The following is a 20,546-nucleotide window of genomic DNA, read 5'->3' as shown; positions in this document are numbered from 1 at the left end:
GAGAACAGGAGATTCCGGTCATGGACGACTACCCACTGCTCAACGTCTTCCTCACGACCATGTGGTTCTTCATCTTCGTCCTGTGGATCATGCTTCTCTTCCGGGTCTTCGCGGACCTCTTCCGTGACGACTCGGTGAGTGGCTGGGGCAAGGCCGGCTGGTCGATCTTCCTGATCCTGCTGCCGTTCCTGGGCGTCTTCGTCTACCTGATCGCCCGTGGCAAGGGGATGGGCACGCGCGAGACGGCCCGGGCCCAGCAGGCCGAGCAGGAGTTCCGCGGCTACGTCCAGGAGGCCGCCGGGGAGGCGAAGAAGCCGAGCACTGCCCAGGAGCTAACCCACCTCGCCGACCTGCGGCGCAGCGGCGACATCTCGGAGGAGGAGTACCAGCGGGCGAAGGCCCTCGTCCTGTCCTGACAGACACCGGAGGTTCCGATGGCAACCGCACAGCACCACGTCCCGTCGGAGTCGTGGCACGCGTCCGGGTCCGCCCCGGTCCGCGGCGATGCGATGCTCACCTTCGCCGCCGTCCTCATGGGCGTCCTGGCCCTGTTCAACGGGCTGGACGGCATCGCGGCGATCAATCGCTCCCATGTCTTCGTCCGCGACGCGCACTACGTCTTCGGCGACCTCCGGGCGTGGGCCGGCTGACCGGCGCAGGCCGGCCCCGTCCGTACCGACCCCGCCGTACCGACCCCGCCCGCACCGGTCGACCACCGGGCCGGGTGGCCCGCCCCGGGCCACCCGGCCCGTCACCGTCCCCGGGCGGTCTGCCGGCCGGTCAGTCGGAACGCTGCCGCAGCTCGACGATCCGCAGGCCCAGCGCCTGGAAGCGGGCGAGCAGGCCGTACAGGTGCGCCTCGTCGACGATCCGGCCGACCAGCACGGTCTGGCCCGCCACGACGAAGCTCTCCAGCTCGGGGAAGCCGCCGTGCAACAGGTCGTCGGTGATCGCGCCCGCAACCCGGATCTCGTACCGCATCCACGCCTCCCGGGACCGCGCCGGCCCTCGGAGGGATCCGGTCGGCCCCGCCACCATGCTCACGGACGCGGGCGTCCCGGGCATCACCCCGCCCAGGTGAGCCCTGGCGGTAGGGGGCCGCACCTGGGCGGACGGGACGCCGGGCGTCAGGCCGCCGCCGCCCCACCGGGGCCGGCCGCGGCCGGCGGACCGGGCTTGGTTGCCTGGGCGCGCGGCACGAGCGGGCCGCCGGCCGGGTACGAGGGGGCGAAGAACTCGCGGATCGCGAAGAGCGCCAGCACCACCACGGCGAACCAGAACACCACCATGCCGGTCGGGTGGTCCCAGAAGGCGAAGATCACGGCGGCGCCGAGCAGCACCACGATGCCGATCCACCGCTTCCAGCGCCGCACGAACGCGTCCACCGGACCGGCGTGGAAGCCCGCCGAGTCGGCGGCGTGCCGGACCGCGGCCACCCCGTGGCCGCAGACCGAGCGGATCGTCACGGCGACGCGCGAGGGGCCGATCATGAGGGCGCCGATGGCCACGACCAGGGCCAGCACGCCCACCACCCGCACAGTCGTGCGCAGGTACGTCACCAGGGCGTCGTAGACGGCGCCGGCGGCGGCCGGCGAGGCGTCCGACGGCAGGTGGTCGAGGAAGTAGGACCGGAACACCGTCAGGGCGATGCCCATCAGCAGCATGGCCAGTGCGATGCCGACCGCGGCCCCCACCAGGGCGCGGCGCCGGTTGAAGGCGGTGAACACGCCCGCGGCGGCGACCAGCACCACGATCACCGGCAGCCAGTTCCCCAGCACCTCCAGGAGCCGGAAGCCGCCCTTGATCTTGGCGATGTCGGGCGAGGAGAAGACCACGAAGGAGGTGTGCACCTCCGGGATCTTCGCGGCGGGCGCGAAACCGGCGTTGACCAGCTCCGTCTTCACCTTGTCGACCATCGGCCCGATGTCGATGGTCACCTCGTCGTTCTTGAGCTGGACGGCTCCGCCGCCCTCGCCGGTCAGCGCCTTGACCATGCTGGCATGGCCGAGCCGCAGGGCCTGCTCCCAGACCGTGGCGAAGGCGTCGCTGGTGACCACCTTCTCGGCGGCGGTGTGGATGACGTTGGTGAGGGCGCCTTCCAGGGGGCCGCTCAGGCCGCCGATCAGGTCGGCAAGGCGCGGCGGCACGCCCTGCTCGGTGGCCGCCTGCGAGAGGTCGTTGACCAGGGCCTTGACGTCGATCTGCTCGGCCGCGGCGTTGGTGATCCGGTTCGCCAGCGCGTTCTGGACGTCGGGGTTGTGGGCCAGCGGGGCCAGCGAGGAGACGAACCGGTCCGTGTCGGTCACCTCGTTGTGGGCCCAGACCGCGATGACCGCCAGCAGGGAGAGGATCGAGGCGACGATCACCAGGACGGTGGAGCCGAAGGTGCGCATCCGGTGGTGGGTGGGCGCCCGCTTGGCGGCGTCGGACTCCAGCTGTGCCACGCGCTCGTGCAGTGCCTGCAGTTCCGCGGACTCCGCCGGCGTGGGCTCGGGCCCGCCGGGCGCCGGGGCGCCGGCCGGAGGACCGGCGGGCGGGGGCCCGGCCGGCGGGGGGCCACCCGCCTTCTCACCCTTGGGAAGCTCCGAGCCTCCGGACGGTTCGGAGGCCCCCGGCGCGGGACCACCCGCCGCAGGGCCCCCCGACGCGGCACCCCCCGAAGCGGGACCGCCGGACTCCGACCCACCCGACGGAGGACCGCCGGACTCGGCACCACCGGACTCGGGCTTGTCGGGTTCGGACGACGGCATGTATCTCTCCTCCAGCGGCCCGCGGGTGGGCCACCTTGACGGGCCCTCCCGACCAGCCAAGTGCCGCCCCCCGCGCGCGGCCAGCAGGACTACCCCACCGGGGTGACCCGGGGGTCCCCCGAACGACCGCACGCCGTCGGCCGCATCACCGGCCCCGGGTCACCCCCAACAGGTGATCCGCGCTCCCCCGGCGGCGGGTTAGCGTCGCAGGAGCGCGCCGGATCGCCCGCCGGGCCCTGCGGTGCGCCGATCGGACCCCACCGTCAGGAGCCGTCGTGAGCAACCAATCCAGCGAACTCGACGAACCCGGGCCCATCGACTACGTGGTCGTGGAGTTCCCGGGCAGCCGGATGACCGGCGAGGGGATGCCCGTCCTCGTCGACCTGGTCGATCGCGGCATCATCCGCATCCTCGACCTGACCTTCATCACGAAGGCCGAGGACGGCACGGTCAGCGGCATCGAGCTGGCCGACGTCAACGGGGACGGTGAACTCGACCTCACCTTCTTCGAGGGCATCGCCTCCGGCCTGATCGGCGAGGACGACGTCGCGGAGGCCGGCGCCCTGCTGGCGCCCGGTGACTCCGCCGCCGTCCTCCTCTACGAGAACCTCTGGGCCGCGCCGCTCGTGAAGGCACTGCGCCACGCCGGCGCCCGCATGATCGCGAGCGGCCGGATCCCCGTCGAGGACGTCGTCGCGGCGCTCAACGCGCTGGAGTCCTCGGTCTGACCCCGCCCCGCCGGCCGGGCGCGGCGCCATGCGTCCCTCGCGGGCCGCGCCGCCCGCCGTCCGCCCGGTCGGCGCCCACCCTTCCCCCCGACCCCAGGCAGGAAGCCATGCCCGGACTCATTCGCGGAGTCGCGCGTACCGCCGTCGTCGCCGGTACGGCCACCGCCGTGTCGAACCGTGTCTCGCGCCGTCAGGCCGGCCGCTGGGCCCAGCAGGAGGCCGCCGAGGCCCCCGCGCCCCAGCAGGCCGCACCGGCGCCCGCCGCACCGCCGGCCGGCGTCACCATGGAGGACAAGCTCGACCAGCTCAAGGATCTCGCCACCCTCAAGGATCAGGGCGTGCTGACCGAGGAGGAGTTCGCCGCCCAGAAGGCGCGGATCCTCGGCAGCTGAGGGCGGCGTCCGCCGCCCGGCCGGCATCCGCCGGCACCCCGCTGACGTCCACGCCCGGCCCGCCGCAACCGGTCGGGCCGGGCCCGACGATCTGGAGGCGTGATGGGCCGGTGGAAGCCGCTGGTCGTGCTCGGGACCGCCCAGTTCCTCATGGTGCTGGACGCCTCGGTGATGAACGTCTCGATCAGCCAGCTGGTCGAGGACTTCGACACCGAAGTGACCGCCATCCAGGCCGTCATCACCCTGTACACGCTGGTGATGGCTGCCTTCATGCTCACCGGCGGCAAGCTCGGCGACATGTTCGGCCGCCGCCGGGTCTTCGTCGTCGGCCTGATGATCTACGCGGTCGGCTCCGGGCTGACGGCGGTGGCGCCCACGCTCTGGGTCCTCGCCCTCGGGTGGTCGGTGATCGAGGGCCTCGGGGCGGCCCTCGTCCTGCCCGCCCTGGCGGCGCTGGTGGCCGGCTCCTACACGGGTCGGGAGCGCGCGGTGGCGTACGGGGTGGTGGGCGGCCTGGCGGGCGCCGGGATCGCCGTCGGCCCGCTCCTCGGCGGCTGGTTGACGACCTACCTGACCTGGCGGCTGGTGTTCGCCGGGGAGGTCGTGCTGGTCGTCGCAATCCTGCTGCTGATGCGGTGGATCCCGCCCGAGCGTCCCCCCGAGCGCCGGGCCCGGCTCGACACCGCGGGCGCCGCGCTGTCGGCCGCCGGCCTCGCGCTCATGGTGCTCGCCGTGCTGCAGAGCGGCACCTGGGGCTGGGTGAAGCCGCGCAATCCGCCGTTCACCGTGATCGGCTTCTCGCCGACCCTGTTCGTCGTCGCGTTCGGGGCCGCGCTGCTCTACGTGTTCTGCCGCCACGAGCGCCGACGCGAGGCCCGGGGGCTGGAGCCCCTGGTCTCGCTGGACCTGTTCGGCAACTCCACGCTCCGCTCGGGGCTGGAGACGCTGTTCAACCAGAACACCATCCTGCTCGGGCTGTTCTTCGTCATCCCGCTCTACCTCCAGGTGGTGCAGGGGCTCGACGCCTTCGAGACCGGCCTGAAGCTGGTGCCGGTCTCCGTGACGATGCTCGCCGCCTCGATGAGCGGCACGCTGCTGCTGCGGATCGCCTCGCCGCGGACGATCGTCCGGACCGGCCTGCTCGTCCTGCTCGCCGCCACGCTCTGGCTGATCACCGCGATCGAGCCGGAGCTGCGCGGCGCCTCGTTCGCCGGCGCAATGGCCCTGCTCGGCCTCGGCCTCGGGATGCTCGCCTCCCAGCTGGGCAACACCGTGCAGTCCAGCGTCGGGGCGGAGGACCGCAGCGAGGCGGGCGGCCTGCAGTACACCGCGCAGAACCTCGGCTCCTCGCTCGGGACGGCCCTCATCGGCGCCATCCTGATCGGCGCACTGGCCGGCGCGGTCGGCAGCAAGATCGAGAACGATCCGCGCATCTCCGACGCCGTCGCCGGGCAGGCCGCCGTCCAACTGGAGGCGGGTGTGTCGTTCGTACCCGCGGACGACGTGGCTGCGGCCCTCGCCGAGCACCCGGAGGTGCCGCCGGACGAGGCGGCCGCGATCGTCGACAACTACCGGCAGGCGCAGCTCGACGGACTCAAGGCGGCCGTGCTCGCCTGCGCGGGGATCACCGCGGCGAGCTTCCTGTTCACCCGCCACCTCCCCGGCCGAAAGCCGACCCCGGACGGGCGCACCGACGAGGAGCCCGCCACCGACGAATCGTGACCGGTCCGGCGAGCGGGCACGCCGAGTGAACGGACCGCCGGCTCCGCACAGGCACCAAGCGGCACTTGACGGTTCATCAGTCACCCCCGACCGGGCTCTCGCCTCCGCACCTCCGGCCGGGGCGCCCGCGCGTCGCCGCCGACCCCCGATCGGCCACACCGGCTACACAAAGTGACATTGCTGCGAACCCTTGCGCACTGCAATTTCACATTACTATGTTACGTATCACCGGCCGGTAACCTGCCCCTCCCACCAGGTACCGCCGCCCCTTCAACTCCCGTACGGGAACACTCCCCTGCCCTGATTCCAGGATGTCCCCGTACGGGGCCCCGGACCGGCCGGCCCTTCCACCCGGCCGGCCGCTCCCGGCACGCACCACCCCCGCGTGCCGGGGCGGCCCCGCACGCACCCACCTCCACTCCCCTGGGCGCGCGCGGCGGCCTCTGCACGACACCAGAAATCCCAACACCCCACTTTCTGAGGAGAATTGGTGTCCACCAAGCTACGCCTGCGGAACACGCTGCTCGCGGCCGCCGTGGCCGTCACGCTCGCGGCTCCGCTGATCCAGAGCGCCCGGCCGGCCGTCGCGGCCGACGTCCCGACCCCCGCAGCAGCGGCCCCGACCGGGTCGGGCGGCACCGGCGTTCCGGCCCCCGCGGGCTGGGACGGCGCCGAGCGGCTCCAGCCGAACACCGGCACCCGGCCCGGCACGCCCGGCGGTTCGCCCGGCGGTTCGCCCGCCGGCGAGCCGGCCTCCGGACCTGTCGCCGCACCCGCCGCCGCACCTGCGGGACTCGCCGCCGGCCACGACGCCTCGTGCAGCCGCGAGGCCTTCACCGCGCTCGGCCCGTCCCAGGTCGCGGACTTCCTCGCCGACCCGGCCCACGGCTACGACGACTGCCTGCTGCCCCTGCTGGGCAGCTGGGACGCCCGCTTCACCAAGCTCATCACGCCGGCGTACGTGCAGGCCGTCGCCGCCAGGGTGAGCGCGCTGGCGCCGTCCTTCGACAACGCCAACAACCACAACCAGCGCGGGCTCTGGTACTTCCTGCACGTCGCGGTCCTCTTCGACTACGACCGCGAAGAGATCGACATCAAGGACGCCGGGACCGTCGCCGCGATCGAGCGCGCAATCCAGGACTACACCGCCAACCCGCGGGTCTTCGAGGTCACCACCGCCAACGGCTGGGCCCTGGGCGAGCTGCTCCACACCAGCACCGCACCCACCCTGCGCACCAACCGCCTCGGGCTGATCAAGCGGGTCCTGCCGTACTTCGCCGCGGGCAGCACGGCCATCGGCGACGCGGGCTGGAACTGGGCCGTCTACGGCGCCCTCCGGATCAACTACCAGGGCATCGAGAACGTCGGCGAGGACCCGCAGGGCACGTTCCGGGCCGCCGTGGCCGCCGACGCGGACTACCGCGAGGCGTTCCGCGCCTACGCCGGCTACACCCACCTCAAGGGCACGAAGAGCGACTGGACCGTCGCCGACACCATGCTGGAGTACACCCGGATCGGCACCCTCCCCGGCCTGACCGACGAGGTCGCCGGCCGGCTGCCGTCCGTGTTCCGGAACGTCACCGACACCTACGGCCGGCTGAGCTACCAGTGGGGCGCCCTCGCCGCGGGGGCCACCGCCATCAAGGCCTGCGCCCCGTACCGGGCGTGCCCCTCGGACGTCGACCCGGAGATCTTCCCCCACACCTACAGCTACGACAACGGCGCCCTGGTCGTCCGCACCGCGCTCGACCGGGCCACCGCCGACCAGCTCTACTACGCCACCAAGCAGGTCAAGGCCCAGTTCTTCCGCACCATCGGCACCGACCAGCCGCTGGCCGGCGACGAGCACCCGGTGCTCACCGTCCAGCTCTACGACACCAAGACCCACTACCGGAACCTCCAGCGGCTGCTCGCCGGCATCGCCGACGTCGAGAACGGCGGCATGTTCCTGGAGGACCGCTCCACCTTCTACACCTACCAGCGGGTGGTCGGCGTGGAGTCGTACCTGAGCCTGGAGGAGCTGTTCCGGCACGAGTACACCCACTACCTGAACGCGCGCTGGGCGATCCCCGAGTCCGGCTACACCAAGCGCTGGCCGGGCGACGCCACCTTCGCCATGAACGAGGGCACCGCCGAGTACTTCGCCGGCGCCACCCGCGACGACGGCGTCAGGCTCCGCAAGAACATGGTGGACGGGATCGCGGCCGACCTCCGCCAGGGCAACCCGCGCCTGACGGTCGACCAGATCCTGCACGCCACCTGGAGCGGCCTCGGCTTCCGCGCCTACCCGTACGCGGCCACCTTCTTCAACCTGCTCGGAGAGAAGCACCCCGACCGGCTGGCCGAGATGTACCGGCTGCTGCGCGCCGACGACAAGGCCGGCTACGACGCCTGGCGCGACCGCCTCGGCCGCGACACCGGCCTCCAGGCCGAGTACACGGCGTTCATCGACGCGGCCCTCCCGCAGTCCGCGGAACTCTTCGTGCCCGACACCGACTACACGGCCAACGGCCGGCTGAACTACGCCTGGGCCTCGGAGGTGCAGTCCGCCTTCGCCGCCGCCACCCAGAACACCCCGGTCTGCAAGGACAACGCCGACTGGAACAACACGATGCGCTTCAGCTGCAGCGGGCGCATCACCGCCAACCTGACGAACTCCGCCGACACCGGCCGGGTCCGCCAGGACATGGCCTCGACGGTCGACCAGTACCTGCTCGGCCGCGGCGGCGCCGCCGCCAACAACCTCGCCGACATGAACTGCTGGTTCGGCAAGGTCGACGTCTGGCCGGACGGCCGGGCCGGCACCGCCGACTACACCTGCGACGGCCCCCTGCGCAGGTGACCGAGGTGACCCCAGGGGCCGGACCGCGCCGGCGGTCCGGCCCCGCCCCTCCCGGGCAGCGTCTCGGCCGTCCGCCGCGCCCGGTTCCGGCCGTGTCGGTGGCGGGCCGTAGGGTCGCCGCGACGGGCTGGAGGAAGGGAACGGACATGGCGGAGACGGCGGAGCGGGCCGCAGGCTGGGCGGGGGTTCGCGAGGAGGTGCTGGCCCTGCGGGAGGCGCCGTTCGCGGCGAAGGTGTTCGGCGCCGGCCAGGGGTTCGGGCACGAATTCCGGCTGGAGGCCCCGCTCGGCGAGGCCGAGGTGGCGGCGGCAGAGGCCGAGTTCGGCGTCTCCTTCCCGCCGGACTACCGGTCCTTCCTCCTCGAAGTCGGTGCCGGCGGAGCCGGTCCGCACTACGGGCTCTTCCCGCTGCAACGGGACGGGCAGGGCTGGCATTGGAGCGACGGCGGCGTCCGCAACGACGGCACGCTGCTCGGGCGGGACTTCCTGTCGGTGGAGGAGCGGACGCGGCGGGAGACGGAGTACGAGGCCCGCGAGCCCGTCGAGGCGGACTTCCCCGACGAGGAGTCCTACCGCGCGGCATTCCGGGCCTGGGACGAGGAGTGGGAGCGGCTCGACCCGGAGCTGACGGCCGGGGCGATCTGTCTCAACCACGAGGGCTGCGGCTACTACATCCTGCTGGTCGTCACCGGGCCGGAGCGCGGCACGCTCTGGTTCGACGGCCGGGCGGCCGACCTCTCGCTCCAGCCGCTCACCGGCGAAGCGGAGCGGCTCGGCTTCCGCGCGTGGTACCTGGACTGGCTGGCCCGCGCCACCCGCGAGGCACACGGGCGGTGACCCGCCCCAGCCGGGCGGCCCGGGCGCCGGTGAGCGGCATGTGTCCGGTCCGCGCCCGGGGGCGTCGCCCCCGGGCGCGGACCGGGCCGGCAACGCCGCTCAGGACCCCGACCGCTCCCGACGGGTGCGGTCGGACTCCGCCCGGACCAGGAGGTAGAGCTCGCGCAGCCGGTCGGCCGGGGCCCCGAGGCCGTTGATCCGGATCCGGGCCTGCTCGGTGCGCGCGTCCGGGTGGGAGGTGAACGCCAGATCGGCGGAGTGCCGCAGCATCCACTCGTGGTAGAGCACCAGCCGGAGCGCGTGCTCCCTCAGCCCGGCGACGTCGCCGTCGGCGGGCAGGTCCCGGAGCCTGGTCGCAAGCCGGGACCAGCGCACGGCCTGCAGCCCGGTGGCCCGGGCCAGCGTGCCGGGCACCGGGCCCGGCTCGCCGCAGCCGGCCACGACCAGGTCCGTCGGCACCTGCTCGGCGACCGCCTCGGCCAGGACGTCGGCCAGGCGGGTGAGCTGAGCGGTCCGGTCGGGACGCGGCGGTGGGCGGCGGCGCCCGGGCCAGTGCACGACGCGGGCGAGGCGCGGCAGCAGGACGCTGCGGCGGAGGACGGGGGCGGTCGGCATGGGCACCTCCCGGTCGGCGACCGGACAGGGGTGCTCGGGCCGCGGGGCCGCCCCGCTCGCGCGGTCTCGGCGGCGGCCTCCCTTCCGGCACACCCTGGCACTGGTTCTCCATTGTCCGCCTACGGGCGGACGAGCGCCCCGGCACCGCCGGGGTGCCTCCTTCCCCGGCGGTGCCGGCGCAGGAAGTCGGCCGGTCCGACGTCCCACGCCGGGGACTCGGGCGGCACTCGGGCGGGACGGGGGCGGGAACGCACCGCGCACCGGCCGGAGCCGACCGTAGTCACCGGGCCTCCGGGCGCGCCCCCGGCCGGTCGGGCCGACAGGCGCGCCCCGACCGGGTGGGCCGACCGCCCGCGCTCCCGCACACCGCCGGCAGGCGCCGACCGGGTCCGCCGCGCCGACCAGGAGCCGTCACCGGGCCGTCGGCCCGCCATCACCTACCCTGCCAGAACGGACATACCGTCAGGAAACGGAGATGCGATGGCGTCCATCCTCAACCCCTACATCGGCTTCAGCGGCAACGCCCGCGAGGCCATGGAGTTCTACCGCGAGGTCTTCGGCGGCGAGCTCACCGTCAACACCTACGGCGACTTCGGCCAGGCCGAGGCCGGAGGCGGAGCCGACCGGATCATGCACAGCATGCTCACCACCACCGCCGGCTTCACCCTCATGGGCGCCGACAGTCCGCAGGGGGACCAGGACGCGTCCGGCGGCCGCATCTCGGTGAGCGTGAGCGGCGAGGACGCGGGCGAGCTGCGCGGCTACTGGGAGAAGCTCTCCAGCGGCGGCACCGTCATGGTGCCGATGGAGAAGCAGATGTGGGGCGACATCTTCGGCATGTGCACCGACCGCTACGGGATCACCTGGCTGGTCGACATCGTCCAGCCGCGCTCCTGAGCCGACCGCCACGGCAACGCCCCGGGGTCCGACCACCCACCGGTCCGGACACCGGGGCGTCGTGCGAACACATGTGACGACCGATCAGTATGTGACCGACGATACCTGGCGGCCCTGGCGGGGACATGGCTACTCTGCTCCCGGCCGGGCCCGCACCGGCGCACCGGCTGTACCGCTGTCCACGGGTCATCAGAACCGGACCAGAGGAGTGTTCATGCCCAGCACTTCCCGCTCCGCCAGCCCCACCGGTACCACCGAAACCCCGAAAGCCCGCAGGCTCCCCGCCCTCGCCGCCCTCGCGGCGGCGGTCGCCCTGGCCGCCGGCACCGCCGCCCCGGCCTACGCGGCCGACCCCGCGCCCACCGAGACCTCCACCACCACCGAGGCGCCCTCGACCACCGAGCAGGCGGACCGCCACCTGCCGCCGATCCACCCCGAGCGCGACTTCGCCGGCTCCACCGTCGCCGCACACGAGGGCAGAGGCAGCACCGCCGGGATCGCCGCCCTCGCCGTCACCCAGACCCCCGGACTGGACGTCGCCAGCTACCAGGGCAACGTCAACTGGTCCTCGGTGGCCTCCAAGGGGGCCCGGTTCGCCTACGTCAAGGCCACCGAGGGGACCACCTACCGGAACCCCTACTTCGCCCAGCAGTACAACGGCTCCTACAACGCCGGGCTGATCCGCGGGGCCTACCACTTCGCCCTCCCGGACCGCTCCTCCGGCTCCGCCCAGGCCAACTGGTTCGTCGACCACGGCGGCGGCTGGTCCCGCGACGGCAGGACGCTGCCGCCCGCCCTCGACATCGAGTACAACCCCTACGGCGCCACCTGCTACGGCCTCAGCCAGAGCGGCATGGTCAGCTGGATCCGCTCGTTCAGCGACACCGTCCGCTCCCGCACCGGGCGCTACCCCACCATCTACACGACCACCAACTGGTGGGCCACCTGCACCGGCAACTACGGCGGCTTCGGGTCCACCAATCCGCTCTGGATCGCCCGCTACGCCTCCGCCGTCGGCACGCTCCCCAACGGCTGGAGCTACCAGACCTTCTGGCAGTACGCGGACTCCGGCACCTTCCCCGGCGACCAGAACCTCTTCAACGGCGCCTACGACCGCCTCCAGGCCCTCGCCAACGGCTGATCCCCAGCGGGCGCACTCCGGCCCGGGCCGAGGAGAATCGTTTCCTCGGCCCGGGCCACGGCGTCGCCCCGCCGGCCGCCCCGGCACCTGAGAGCCGCCGGTCCGACCGCCGACGCCCACCCCGACCGCGAGCCGGACAGATCGCCACGAATTCCGACACCGCCGACCATCATCCGATTGTCATATGCACGGATGACCGCGTCTTGCGATCAATTCCGGTCTCCTCGATTGCGGATTCGACCCTGCGGCTAAAGTCCGGACCCGAAGTCGAAAGCTACTCAATCCGGGCGATTGCGGGGAACATGCCAGAAGTCGAATGGCCGGCGAAACACCGCGACTCCCTGGTGTCCGTCACCTCCGAGATCCGGCGAAGGGCGCGGACCGGCGAGCTCTCCGGCTCCCTCCAGGTCGCCGGCGACCCCGGCGGCCAGTTCCACTTCCGGACGGGCGCCGTCGTCGAGGTGTCCTCACCGGGCGCCCCGGGCGTGGAGACCCTGCTGCTGCACTCCGGCCGGGTGAGCGAGTCCGAATGGTCGACGGCCCTGCGGGCCGGCGAGGCGGGCGACCGGGCCGGGGCCGAGCTGGTCGCCCGCGGGCTGGTCGGTCAGGCCGAGCTCCAACTGGTCTGCCTGATGGCGGCGCTGGACGCAGCGCTGGCCATCGGCATGGGGCGGATCGACGGGTTCTCCTTCGACCCGGGCGCCCCCTTCCAGCACCTCGCGGCCCCGGAGGGCATCGACGCGGACTGGCTGCTCCAGGAGGCCGAACGCCGGATCGGCGTGCTCGCCTCGCTCGCCGCGCCGCACGCACCCTTCCACGGCCGGCCCCTGCGGACGGTGACGGGCGCCGCTCTGCTGGAGGAGCCGGCAGGCCCGGGCGGGTCGTCGGTGAACGGCGACCGGCGCGAGATCCTGGTCCGCGTCAACGGGCGCCGCAGCGCCCGCGACATCGCCTTCCTCCTCGGGCGGAGCCTGTACGCGGTGACCGTCGAGATGGCGCGCATGCACGGCGAGGGTCTGGTCCGAACGGCCGGAGCGGCCGGGGCATCCGGAACGCTCAGGCCCGTCGGAGCTGCGGACGGGAACGGCCGCCCGTTCGGTTCGCCGGGCACCGGGGCGCCACCGCTGGCCGCCGGTCCGCGACCCGACCGGCCGGCGCTTCCGCTGCGACAGCGCGGGGCCAGCCGGATCACCGAACTGTTCCCGCTCCGGCCGATCTCCGACCGGCTCCCCTGAAAGGCCGCGCCGAACCCCGGCAAAAGCCTGCTGCGGAATCCCGCGCAGTTCCTCGCACCATTGCGCGGGAACCGCGCCGAACCCCTTGCCTCGCGAGAGCCCTCGTGAACGAACGAACAGATACAGGAGCACCATGCCGATCAAAGGCGACGACCTGGCTGCCGAGATGCGGCTCCTCCGCGACCGGGTGGTCGGGGTCACCGACGTGGTCGTGGCGTCCGCCGACGGGCTGCTGATCACGGCCGAGACCGACGACGCCGCCGACCCCGAGGTGCTCGCCGCACTCACCGCCGCAGCGGTCGGCATCGCCCGCAGGTCCGGCAGCGCGACCGGGAAGGGGCCGCTGCGCCACACGACGGCCAGGTTCAGCGACGGCTACCTCTTCGCCCAGGCCATCGGCGAACTGGGACTGATCGCCGTGCTCGGCGACGAGGGGATGGACATGAAGCGCCTGCACCTGGAGACCCAGGGGGCCGCGGAACGCATCGGCTCCGTCCTCGCCCCCACCGCGCCCGCGGAGCCGGCCGACCCGCGGCACACAGCCGGGTCGGCCCGTTCGGCCTGCTCGGCCGAGCCCGGGGAGCCGGTCACACCGACCGGTTGACCACCGCGCCCCTGCGACGGCCCGCCCCACCACATCCAGCAAGTGAACGACGACACCAGGAGACGAAGCACCCCCATGAACCTGCCGGAGACCCAACCCCACAGCATGTCCGAACGGGTGGCCCGCATCGTGAAGAGCCTCCGCGCGGAGTCCCCCGACTGCGTGGCCGCCGGCATCATCGACATGTCGACGGGCATGCTGCTGGCGGTGGAGACGGTCGACTCCCACCCGCCGGAGGTCCTCGACATGCTGGCCGCCGCCACGCTCGACCTCTTCCAGGGCCGCAACGTGGTGATGATCGAGGGCATCTTCAAGGAGCGCCGCGGCGTGGTCAGCGACCGGCACTACTTCCAGGAGATCCTGGTCAACAGCGACAATCTGACGCACCTGTTCCTGCGCATGGAGAGCACGGACGAGGTCGTCGCCGTGGTCGTCTGCCGCAAGACCGTGAACGTCGGCATGCTCTTCGCCCAGGCCAGGAGGGTCCTCCGGGAGCACGGTCCGCTCTGAGTCACCGGGGCTTTCACCGGGACCGCTATCATGCGTGAACGTTCGACCGGCCGTCACCGAGCCGCCCCCTGGCGGACATGCACATGACAGCCTATCAGTTCACCGGAGGGGACCGGATGTTCGACGACAGAGGCAACAGCGATGTGACGGACCTGCAGACCGACCGTCCGCATCCGGCCCGGATATACGACTACTGGCTCGGCGGGAAGGACAACTTCCCGCCGGACCGGGCCGCGGCCGAGCACGCGATCTCCATCGCGCCCGACATCCCGCAGGGCGCCCGCGAGAACCGCGCCTTCCTCCGCCGGGCCGTCCGCCTCTGCGCCGAAGCGGGCATCCGCCAGTTCATCGACATCGGCTCGGGCCTGCCCGCCCGGGGCAACGTTCACGAGGTCGCGCAGGAGATCGCCCCGGACTCGCGGGTGGTCTACATCGACAACGACCCGATCGTGCTCACCCACGGCCGGGCGCTGCTCGCGGACAACCGGACCACCACCGTCCTCACCGGTGACCTGCGCGACCTCGACGAACTGCTGGACCGCCCGGAACTCCGCGACCTGATCGACCTCTCGCAGCCGGTCGCCGTCCTCCTGCTCGCCGTCCTCCACTTCGTCGGCGACGAGCACGCCGACGCCGCCGTCCGGGCGATCCACAAGCGGGTCGCCCCGGGCAGCTACCTGCTGGTCTCGCACAGCAGCTCCGAGGGCGACCCCGTGCGGGCCGCCGAGGTCGCGAAGACCTGGGACAACACCGCCTCGAAGATCCACGACCGCGGCCGCGCCGACGTGGTGCGGTACTTCGACGACTGGGAGCTGCTGGAGCCCGGGGTCGACTTCGTCCCGCTCTGGCGCCCGGACGGCCCGACCGAGGGCTCCACCCGCTGGATGTACGCGGGCGTCGGCCGCAAGGCCTGACCCGCGGTCGGCCCACCGGCCGGCTCCCCGACAGGGCACCGCGCTCCACCCGCGGCCCGCCGCCGGCACGCCCGGCGGCGGGCCGCGGTGCGTCCGTCGGGGCACCGTTCCGCCCCGCCGCTCCCCGCCGCGCCGACGCGACCGCCGCTCCGACGCGACCGCCGCTCCGACCGGCGCCGATGCACGCGAATCCTGGCGGATTCCGTGTGGATCGGATACGCCGCGCATCGCCCCGGGGCTGCGTCAGTTACGTGGACATGAAGTGTTTCCGCACCGCTCCGACAAGGGTTCCGCGCGAACCTGACAAGACTTCAGACTGCTGTCATGCGAATTGCTCTACGCGCGTTGAAGACCCGTGCCGCCTCCGTCGTCGCCGTCGGCCTGATCGCCCTGGCGCCGACCGCCGTGTTCGCGACCGAGGCCCACGCCACCGTCAGCGGCAGCGTGTGCCTGACCGACCTGCCGGACGAGGCCTGGGACACCCTGGACCTGATCGACGCCGGCGGCCCCTTCCCGTACTCGCAGGACGGCGTGGTCTTCCAGAACCGGGAGGGCGTGCTGCCCGCCAAGTCCTCCGGCTACTACCACGAGTACACCGTCATCACCCCGGGCAGCCCGACCCGCGGTGCGCGACGGATCGTCACCGGCCGCGTCTACCACGAGGACTACTACACCTCGAACCACTACTCCACCTTCTACAAGGTGAACTGGAGCTGCTGAGCTCCCCCCGGCACGTCCACCCCCACACCCCCACGTCCGCCTGCCGCCTCGCCCCGACCTACCGGGGCGGGGCGGCCCCGCGTCCGCACCCGGCCGGACCCCGGCACCACAGCGCGCTCCGCCGCCCCGGTGCGGCGTCCGGCCGCCACCCGAGCGGACGCATCGGACCGGCGCCGTCCGGAGTCCGTCGTTAGCGTGGGCGGGACGGCGGCGCGGAACAGTACGCGCCGCGCGGGGACGACGGCAGCGGCGACGCCGACGGCGACGACGGCGGCGGCGCGGAGCAGCGGAAGGCCGGGCGGGTGCGGATGGTCAGTGGCGAGCTCGATCTCACCGGGCTGCGGCGCGTCTACGGGCGCCCCGGCAGCCGGCTCTTCTACACGGCGGTCTGCCGCAACGCCCGGCACTGGGGCTGGACGGAGCCCGGCCAGTCGAAGTGGCGGTGCTGGCGGGCGCAGCGCCAGTTGGAGGGGGTGCTGGGGCGGAAGCTGTCGCTGCCGGCCGGTTCGCGGGTGCTGGACGCCGGCTGCGGTGCGGGCGTGGTGGCGCGGGAGATGGCGAAGCGGTTCGGCCTGCGGATCACCGGGGTCGACGTGCTGGACTTCCACGTCCGGGAGGCCCGCCGGCTGAGCGTGCGGGCCGCGCTGGAGGACCGGACCACGTTCTCCTGGGGCGACTACCACGACCTGGAGTTCGCCGACGGCTCGTTCGACGGCGCGTACTCGATGGAGACGCTGGTGCACTCCTACGACCCGGCGCGCGCCCTGGCCGAGCTCCACCGGGTGCTGCGGCCGGGCGGCCGGCTGGTGCTGCTGGGCCCGATCGGGGCGCCGCGGGAGGAGCTGGGCGTCGAGGGCCGCGCGGTGCTGGATCCGTACCTGGACGCGATGGTGTTCCCGGGGGCGAAGCAGTACGACACCCGGAGTCTGAACGAGCTGCTGGCCGGGGCGGGCTTCCGGGTGGAGGAGGCGCTGGACGCCACCTCGCGGTACCGCCCGACCTCGGACGCGCTCTACGCCTACTTCCGGGTGCCGTACGCGCTGCTGCGGCTGTTCGGCCCGGCGGAGCGGTGGCTCAACATGCGGTCGGTGGTGGAGATGTACAAGGTCCGGGACTACGTCTCCTGGTACGTGCACACCGCGGTCAAGCCGTAGGGCCCGCCGTCGCCGGCCCCGGCCGCCCGGGCCGGTCGCCCCGCCCGCAGCGGCGCCCCGCGTCAGAGCATCAGAGCATCGGAGCGCCGGAGCGTCAGAGGCGGGCGCCGAGCATCCGCAGGACCAGCTCGCCGTAGCGGCGGCCGAGCTCCTCCGGGGTCTCGCTGCTGCGGTCGGTGTACCAGCGGGAGACGTCGATGCCGAGCGAGGTGACGGCCCGGGCGGCGGTGCGGACCTCGGGGACGACGAAGAGGCCGGCGCCGACGCCCTCCTCGATGAGGGTGGTCACCTCGCGCTCGATGTCCAGGCGCAGCGCCGCGACCACCGCGTAGGCGTCCTCGGGCAGGGCGTGCAGTTCGTAGTTGACCACCCGGCCGACGGTGCGGCCGCGGGCGTGCCAGACGGTGAACTCCTCGACCAGGCGGCGCATCCGGTCGGCCGCGTCGCCGTCGCGGGCCGCCGCGGCCCGGACCAGGGCGAGGGTGGCCGCGTGGCCGGTCCGGCTGATCTCGGCGAGCAGGGCGGCCTTGGACGGGTAGTGGATGTAGAGCGCGGCGGGGCTCATGCCGGCCCCGGTGGCGATGTCCCGGGTGGTGGTCGCGTGGAAGCCGCGCTCGGCGAAGGACTCCACGGCGGCCTGGAGCAGCCGGTACGCCGCCTCGGGGCGGGCGTCGGCGCCGCCGGGCCGGGCGGGCCAGAGGTCGGCGATGGGCGTGCTGGTCATGGCGCCATCCTCCCAGAAGGGTCGTGCGGGCGGTCCGGCGGCGGGGGCGGGCGGGCTGTTGACAGGGTCCCGCACCGACAGCATGCTAAGCAAGCGCTTAGTCACGAGTACTGAGGCAGAACGTGAGATCCGCCGGCCGGTCCCTCCGGCCGGCTCCCCGGCCAGCCCCGGCCCGTCCCCGGCCGGACCGCGCGAAAGGACCCTCCGTGGTGCACTCCTTCAAGGGCCAAGTGGCCGTCGTCACCGGCTCCAGCCGGGGCATCGGCCTCGGGATCGCGCGGGAGCTGGTGGCCCGCGGCGCCCGGGTCTGCCTGACCGCCCGCAACGCCGAGCCGCTCGCCGAGGCCGTCCGCGACCTGGGCGGCCCCGAGGTCGCCATCGGCGTCGCCGGCAAGGCCGACGACCCGGCCCACCAGGACGACGCGGTCGCCCGCACGATGGAGGCCTTCGGCCGGCTCGACCACCTGGTCAACAACACCGGCATCAACCCGGTCTACGGCCCCGTGCTGGAGACCGACGAGGCGGCCGCCGCCAAGATCCTCGCCGTCAACGTGCTCGCCCCGCTGGCCTGGACCCGCCGGGCGCACGCCGCCTGGATGGGCGAGCACGGCGGCTCGGTGGTCAACGTGGCCTCCATCGCAGGCATCCGGGCGTCGCTCGGGATCGGTCTGTACGGGGTGTCCAAGGCCGCCCTGATGCGGCTCACCACGGAGCTGGCCGCCGAGCTGGGCGGCCAGGGCATCCGGGTCAACGCCGTCGCGCCCGCCGTGGTGAAGACGAGGTTCGCCGAGGCGCTCTACGAGGGCCGCGAGGAGCAGGTGGCCGCCGCCTACCCGCTGGGCCGGCTCGGGGTGCCGGAGGACGTCGCGGGCGCGGTGGCGTTCCTGCTCTCCTCGGACGCCGCCTGGATCACCGGTCAGACCCTGGTGGTCGACGGCGGCGTGACCCTGGGCGGCGGGCTGTGAGCGCCGCCGCGGAGCCCACCGGGCCTGCCGGGGGCGTCGCCGGCGCCGCGGACTTCGCCGGCCAGGGCGTGGTGGTGACCGGCGCCGGCCGGGGCATCGGGGCCGCACTCGCCCGCGCCTTCGCCGCGGCCGGTGCCCGCGTGGTGGTCAACGACCTGGACACCGCTGCCGCCGCTGCGGTGGCCGCCGAGTGCGGCGGCACGGCCGCCCCCGGCGACGCCGCCTCCGCCGAGGGCGTGGCCGCGCTGGTCGACCGGGCCCGGGACGCGCTCGGCGAGATCGACGTCTGGTGCGCCAACGCCGGGGTGGCGCCGGTCGGCGGCGCCGACGCGTCGGCCGGTGCCTGGGCGGCCGCCTGGGAGGTCAACGTGCTCGCGCACGTCCGCGCCGCGGACCTGCTGCTCCCCCGCTGGCTGGAGCGCGGCACCGGCCGGTTCGTCTCCACCGTGTCGGCGGCCGGGCTGCTCACCATGCTCGGCTCGGCCCCGTACGCGGTCTCCAAGCACGGCGCGCTCGCCTTCGCCGAATGGCTCGCCGCCACCTACCGCCACCGCGGCGTCCGGGTGCACGCGCTCTGCCCGCAGGGCGTGCGGACGGACATGCTCACCGCGGCCGGCGCCGTCGGCGAGGCACTGCTGGCCCCGACCGCGATGGAGCCGGCGGACGTCGCCGCGGCCCTGCTCGACGCGCTGCGCGAGGACCGCTTCCTCGTCCTGCCGCACGCCGAGGTGGCCGAGTACTACGCCGTCCGGGCCACCGATCCGGACCGCTGGCTGGCCGGCGTCAACCGGCTCCAGCAGGGGCTGGAACGGAGCGCGGCGCTGTGAGGGCCTGGCAGGTGCACGAGTGGGGCGAGCCGCGCGCGGTGCTGCGGCTGGCCGAGGACGTTCCGGCGCCGGTGGCCGCGCCGGGACAGCTGCTGGTCCGGGTACGGGCCGCCGCCGTGAACTTCCCCGACGCACTGATGGTGCGGGGGCAGTACCAGGTGCGTCCGCCGCTGCCGTTCACTCCCGGGGTCGAGCTGTGCGGCGAGGTGGTGGACGGCCCCCGGGCGGGCGAGCGGGTGATCGGCAACCCGGTACTGCCCGCCGGCGCCTTCGCCGAGTACGCGCTGCTGGACGCCGCGGCCGCGTTCCCGGCGCCCGAGGCCCTCGACGACGCCGAGGCGGCCGCGCTGCACATCGGCCACCAGACGGCCTGGTTCGCGCTGCACCGGCGGGCCGGGCTGCAGCCGGGCGAGACGCTGCTGGTGCACGCGGCGGCCGGCGGGGTCGGCAGTGCGGCGGTCCAGCTCGGCCGGGCGGCGGGCGCGCGGGTGATCGCCGTGGTCGGCGGCCCCGCCAAGGCCGCCGTCGCCAAGGAGCTCGGCGCCGACCTGGTGGTGGACCGGAGCGCCGAGGACTTCGTCGCCGCGGTCAAGGAGGCGACCGGCGGGCGCGGCGCCGACGTGGTCTTCGACCCGGTCGGCGGCGCCGCGTTCACCGGCTCCGCCAAGTGCGTCGCGTTCGAGGGCCGCATCGTGGTGGTCGGGTTCGCGAGCGGGGAGATCCCGGCGCCGCCGCTCAACCACGCCCTGGTGAAGAACTACAGCCTGCTCGGGCTGCACTGGGGCCTCTACAACGCCCACGACCCGCAGGCGGTCCGGGCCGCGCACGAGCGGCTGACCGAGCTGGCCACGGCCGGCGTGGTCCGCCCGCTGGTGAGCGCCCGCCTCCCGCTCGCCGGGGCGGCGGACGCCGTCCAGCAGGTCGCGGACGGTCTCACCACCGGCCGGGTGGTGGTGCTGGGCAGCTGAGC

General features: G+C 73.8%; 22 protein-coding genes. 18 read left to right on the top strand and 4 right to left on the bottom strand.

Annotated elements, in window-relative coordinates:
* Positions 1 to 20: 20 nt before the first annotated feature.
* A complete protein-coding gene (locus ACIPSC_RS26865; RefSeq protein ID WP_400828623.1) occupies positions 21 to 416 on the top strand; it encodes a PLDc N-terminal domain-containing protein in 396 nt (131 codons plus the stop codon).
* Between the two features lie 18 nt (positions 417 to 434).
* Positions 435 to 650, top strand: a complete 216-nt coding sequence (locus ACIPSC_RS26860) for a hypothetical protein (RefSeq protein WP_400828622.1) — start codon at positions 435 to 437, stop codon at positions 648 to 650.
* Positions 651 to 780: 130 nt separating this feature from the next.
* On the opposite strand, the gene ACIPSC_RS26855 is transcribed toward ACIPSC_RS26860, so the two are convergent.
* Both ACIPSC_RS26855 and ACIPSC_RS26850 read right to left on the bottom strand, forming a co-directional pair.
* Entirely contained in the window at positions 781 to 981 is a 201-nt protein-coding gene (locus ACIPSC_RS26855) for a hypothetical protein (protein WP_400828621.1), read from the bottom strand.
* A 146-nt stretch (positions 982 to 1,127) separates the two neighbouring features.
* Positions 1,128 to 2,444 (bottom strand): hypothetical protein, encoded by a 1,317-nt coding sequence (locus ACIPSC_RS26850; RefSeq protein ID WP_400828620.1) that lies wholly within the window; start codon positions 2,442 to 2,444, stop codon positions 1,128 to 1,130.
* A gap of 581 nt (positions 2,445 to 3,025) precedes the next feature.
* Between ACIPSC_RS26850 and ACIPSC_RS26845 the strand changes: the two genes are divergently transcribed.
* The 5 genes from ACIPSC_RS26845 to ACIPSC_RS26825 all read left to right on the top strand — a co-directional run bounded on the left by ACIPSC_RS26845 (position 3,026) and on the right by ACIPSC_RS26825 (position 9,270).
* Positions 3,026 to 3,478 carry a DUF6325 family protein gene (locus ACIPSC_RS26845; protein ID WP_400828619.1) on the top strand — a complete coding sequence of 151 codons (453 nt, stop codon included), beginning with the start codon at positions 3,026 to 3,028 and terminating at the stop codon, positions 3,476 to 3,478.
* Between the two features lie 107 nt (positions 3,479 to 3,585).
* Entirely contained in the window at positions 3,586 to 3,870 is a 285-nt protein-coding gene (locus ACIPSC_RS26840; protein WP_400828618.1) for an SHOCT domain-containing protein, read from the top strand.
* Positions 3,871 to 3,972: 102 nt separating this feature from the next.
* Positions 3,973 to 5,592 (top strand): MFS transporter, encoded by a 1,620-nt coding sequence (locus ACIPSC_RS26835; protein WP_400828617.1) that lies wholly within the window; start codon positions 3,973 to 3,975, stop codon positions 5,590 to 5,592.
* Between the two features lie 490 nt (positions 5,593 to 6,082).
* A complete protein-coding gene (locus ACIPSC_RS26830) occupies positions 6,083 to 8,434 on the top strand; it encodes a collagenase (protein WP_400828616.1) in 2,352 nt (783 codons plus the stop codon).
* A gap of 146 nt (positions 8,435 to 8,580) precedes the next feature.
* Complete coding sequence (locus tag ACIPSC_RS26825; RefSeq protein WP_400828615.1) at positions 8,581 to 9,270, top strand: SMI1/KNR4 family protein; 690 nt, start codon at positions 8,581 to 8,583, stop codon at positions 9,268 to 9,270.
* A 99-nt stretch (positions 9,271 to 9,369) separates the two neighbouring features.
* Here ACIPSC_RS26825 and ACIPSC_RS26820 read toward each other — a convergent pair whose 3' ends face one another.
* Positions 9,370 to 9,885 carry a hypothetical protein gene (locus ACIPSC_RS26820; protein WP_400828614.1) on the bottom strand — a complete coding sequence of 172 codons (516 nt, stop codon included), beginning with the start codon at positions 9,883 to 9,885 and terminating at the stop codon, positions 9,370 to 9,372.
* 480 nt (positions 9,886 to 10,365) lie between these two features.
* On the opposite strand from ACIPSC_RS26820, the gene ACIPSC_RS26815 reads away from it, so the two are divergent.
* The 8 genes from ACIPSC_RS26815 to ACIPSC_RS26780 all read left to right on the top strand — a co-directional run bounded on the left by ACIPSC_RS26815 (position 10,366) and on the right by ACIPSC_RS26780 (position 17,060).
* Positions 10,366 to 10,782, top strand: coding sequence for a VOC family protein (locus ACIPSC_RS26815; protein WP_400828613.1), 417 nt, complete (start codon positions 10,366 to 10,368; stop codon positions 10,780 to 10,782).
* A 214-nt stretch (positions 10,783 to 10,996) separates the two neighbouring features.
* A complete protein-coding gene (locus tag ACIPSC_RS26810) occupies positions 10,997 to 11,923 on the top strand; it encodes a lysozyme (protein WP_400828612.1) in 927 nt (308 codons plus the stop codon).
* Positions 11,924 to 12,225: 302 nt separating this feature from the next.
* The gene (locus ACIPSC_RS26805) at positions 12,226 to 13,158 is read left to right on the top strand and encodes a MarR family transcriptional regulator (protein WP_400828611.1); all 933 of its coding nucleotides are present in this window, start codon (positions 12,226 to 12,228) and stop codon (positions 13,156 to 13,158) included.
* 133 nt (positions 13,159 to 13,291) lie between these two features.
* Positions 13,292 to 13,762, top strand: coding sequence for a roadblock/LC7 domain-containing protein (locus ACIPSC_RS26800; RefSeq protein WP_400828610.1), 471 nt, complete (start codon positions 13,292 to 13,294; stop codon positions 13,760 to 13,762).
* Positions 13,763 to 13,867: 105 nt separating this feature from the next.
* A complete protein-coding gene (locus tag ACIPSC_RS26795; RefSeq protein ID WP_400828673.1) occupies positions 13,868 to 14,272 on the top strand; it encodes a hypothetical protein in 405 nt (134 codons plus the stop codon).
* Between the two features lie 83 nt (positions 14,273 to 14,355).
* Positions 14,356 to 15,186 (top strand): SAM-dependent methyltransferase, encoded by an 831-nt coding sequence (locus tag ACIPSC_RS26790; RefSeq protein WP_400828609.1) that lies wholly within the window; start codon positions 14,356 to 14,358, stop codon positions 15,184 to 15,186.
* A 324-nt stretch (positions 15,187 to 15,510) separates the two neighbouring features.
* The gene (locus ACIPSC_RS26785) at positions 15,511 to 15,906 is read left to right on the top strand and encodes a ribonuclease (RefSeq protein WP_313762188.1); all 396 of its coding nucleotides are present in this window, start codon (positions 15,511 to 15,513) and stop codon (positions 15,904 to 15,906) included.
* A gap of 308 nt (positions 15,907 to 16,214) precedes the next feature.
* Positions 16,215 to 17,060, top strand: a complete 846-nt coding sequence (locus ACIPSC_RS26780; RefSeq protein WP_400828671.1) for a class I SAM-dependent methyltransferase — start codon at positions 16,215 to 16,217, stop codon at positions 17,058 to 17,060.
* A gap of 94 nt (positions 17,061 to 17,154) precedes the next feature.
* Here ACIPSC_RS26780 and ACIPSC_RS26775 read toward each other — a convergent pair whose 3' ends face one another.
* Entirely contained in the window at positions 17,155 to 17,784 is a 630-nt protein-coding gene (locus ACIPSC_RS26775; protein ID WP_400828608.1) for a TetR/AcrR family transcriptional regulator, read from the bottom strand.
* A 206-nt stretch (positions 17,785 to 17,990) separates the two neighbouring features.
* Between ACIPSC_RS26775 and ACIPSC_RS26770 the strand changes: the two genes are divergently transcribed.
* From ACIPSC_RS26770 to ACIPSC_RS26760, 3 genes are all read left to right on the top strand, one after another.
* The gene (locus tag ACIPSC_RS26770) at positions 17,991 to 18,749 is read left to right on the top strand and encodes an SDR family oxidoreductase (protein WP_400828607.1); all 759 of its coding nucleotides are present in this window, start codon (positions 17,991 to 17,993) and stop codon (positions 18,747 to 18,749) included.
* A 68-nt stretch (positions 18,750 to 18,817) separates the two neighbouring features.
* Complete coding sequence (locus tag ACIPSC_RS26765) at positions 18,818 to 19,576, top strand: SDR family oxidoreductase (RefSeq protein ID WP_400828669.1); 759 nt, start codon at positions 18,818 to 18,820, stop codon at positions 19,574 to 19,576.
* Positions 19,573 to 20,544 carry an NADPH:quinone oxidoreductase family protein gene (locus ACIPSC_RS26760; RefSeq protein WP_400828606.1) on the top strand — a complete coding sequence of 324 codons (972 nt, stop codon included), beginning with the start codon at positions 19,573 to 19,575 and terminating at the stop codon, positions 20,542 to 20,544. Before ACIPSC_RS26765 ends, ACIPSC_RS26760 begins: the two co-directional genes overlap by 4 nt.
* Positions 20,545 to 20,546 lie beyond the last annotated feature (2 nt).

This window comes from Kitasatospora sp. NPDC090091, assembly GCF_044747365.1.
Lineage (GTDB): Bacteria > Actinomycetota > Actinomycetes > Streptomycetales > Streptomycetaceae > Kitasatospora.
This window is presented reverse-complemented; position numbering and strand designations above follow the sequence as displayed.

What these genes read in the sequence shown, in the direction of transcription:
- ACIPSC_RS26840 (WP_400828618.1), top strand. Translation starts at nt 3,586, where the DNA reads ATGCCCGGACTCATTCGCGGAGTCGCGCGTACCGCCGTCGTCGCCGGT.
- ACIPSC_RS26820 (WP_400828614.1), bottom strand. Translation starts at nt 9,885, where the DNA reads ATGCCGACCGCCCCCGTCCTCCGCCGCAGCGTCCTGCTGCCGCGCCTC.
- ACIPSC_RS26790 (WP_400828609.1), top strand. Translation starts at nt 14,356, where the DNA reads ATGACAGCCTATCAGTTCACCGGAGGGGACCGGATGTTCGACGACAGA.
- ACIPSC_RS26805 (WP_400828611.1), top strand. Translation starts at nt 12,226, where the DNA reads ATGCCAGAAGTCGAATGGCCGGCGAAACACCGCGACTCCCTGGTGTCC.
- ACIPSC_RS26835 (WP_400828617.1), top strand. Translation starts at nt 3,973, where the DNA reads ATGGGCCGGTGGAAGCCGCTGGTCGTGCTCGGGACCGCCCAGTTCCTC.
- ACIPSC_RS26810 (WP_400828612.1), top strand. Translation starts at nt 10,997, where the DNA reads ATGCCCAGCACTTCCCGCTCCGCCAGCCCCACCGGTACCACCGAAACC.
- ACIPSC_RS26800 (WP_400828610.1), top strand. Translation starts at nt 13,292, where the DNA reads ATGCCGATCAAAGGCGACGACCTGGCTGCCGAGATGCGGCTCCTCCGC.
- ACIPSC_RS26780 (WP_400828671.1), top strand. Translation starts at nt 16,215, where the DNA reads ATGGTCAGTGGCGAGCTCGATCTCACCGGGCTGCGGCGCGTCTACGGG.
- ACIPSC_RS26785 (WP_313762188.1), top strand. Translation starts at nt 15,511, where the DNA reads ATGCGAATTGCTCTACGCGCGTTGAAGACCCGTGCCGCCTCCGTCGTC.
- ACIPSC_RS26795 (WP_400828673.1), top strand. Translation starts at nt 13,868, where the DNA reads ATGTCCGAACGGGTGGCCCGCATCGTGAAGAGCCTCCGCGCGGAGTCC.
- ACIPSC_RS26855 (WP_400828621.1), bottom strand. Translation starts at nt 981, where the DNA reads ATGCGGTACGAGATCCGGGTTGCGGGCGCGATCACCGACGACCTGTTG.
- ACIPSC_RS26860 (WP_400828622.1), top strand. Translation starts at nt 435, where the DNA reads ATGGCAACCGCACAGCACCACGTCCCGTCGGAGTCGTGGCACGCGTCC.
- ACIPSC_RS26865 (WP_400828623.1), top strand. Translation starts at nt 21, where the DNA reads ATGGACGACTACCCACTGCTCAACGTCTTCCTCACGACCATGTGGTTC.
- ACIPSC_RS26775 (WP_400828608.1), bottom strand. Translation starts at nt 17,784, where the DNA reads ATGACCAGCACGCCCATCGCCGACCTCTGGCCCGCCCGGCCCGGCGGC.
- ACIPSC_RS26825 (WP_400828615.1), top strand. Translation starts at nt 8,581, where the DNA reads ATGGCGGAGACGGCGGAGCGGGCCGCAGGCTGGGCGGGGGTTCGCGAG.
- ACIPSC_RS26815 (WP_400828613.1), top strand. Translation starts at nt 10,366, where the DNA reads ATGGCGTCCATCCTCAACCCCTACATCGGCTTCAGCGGCAACGCCCGC.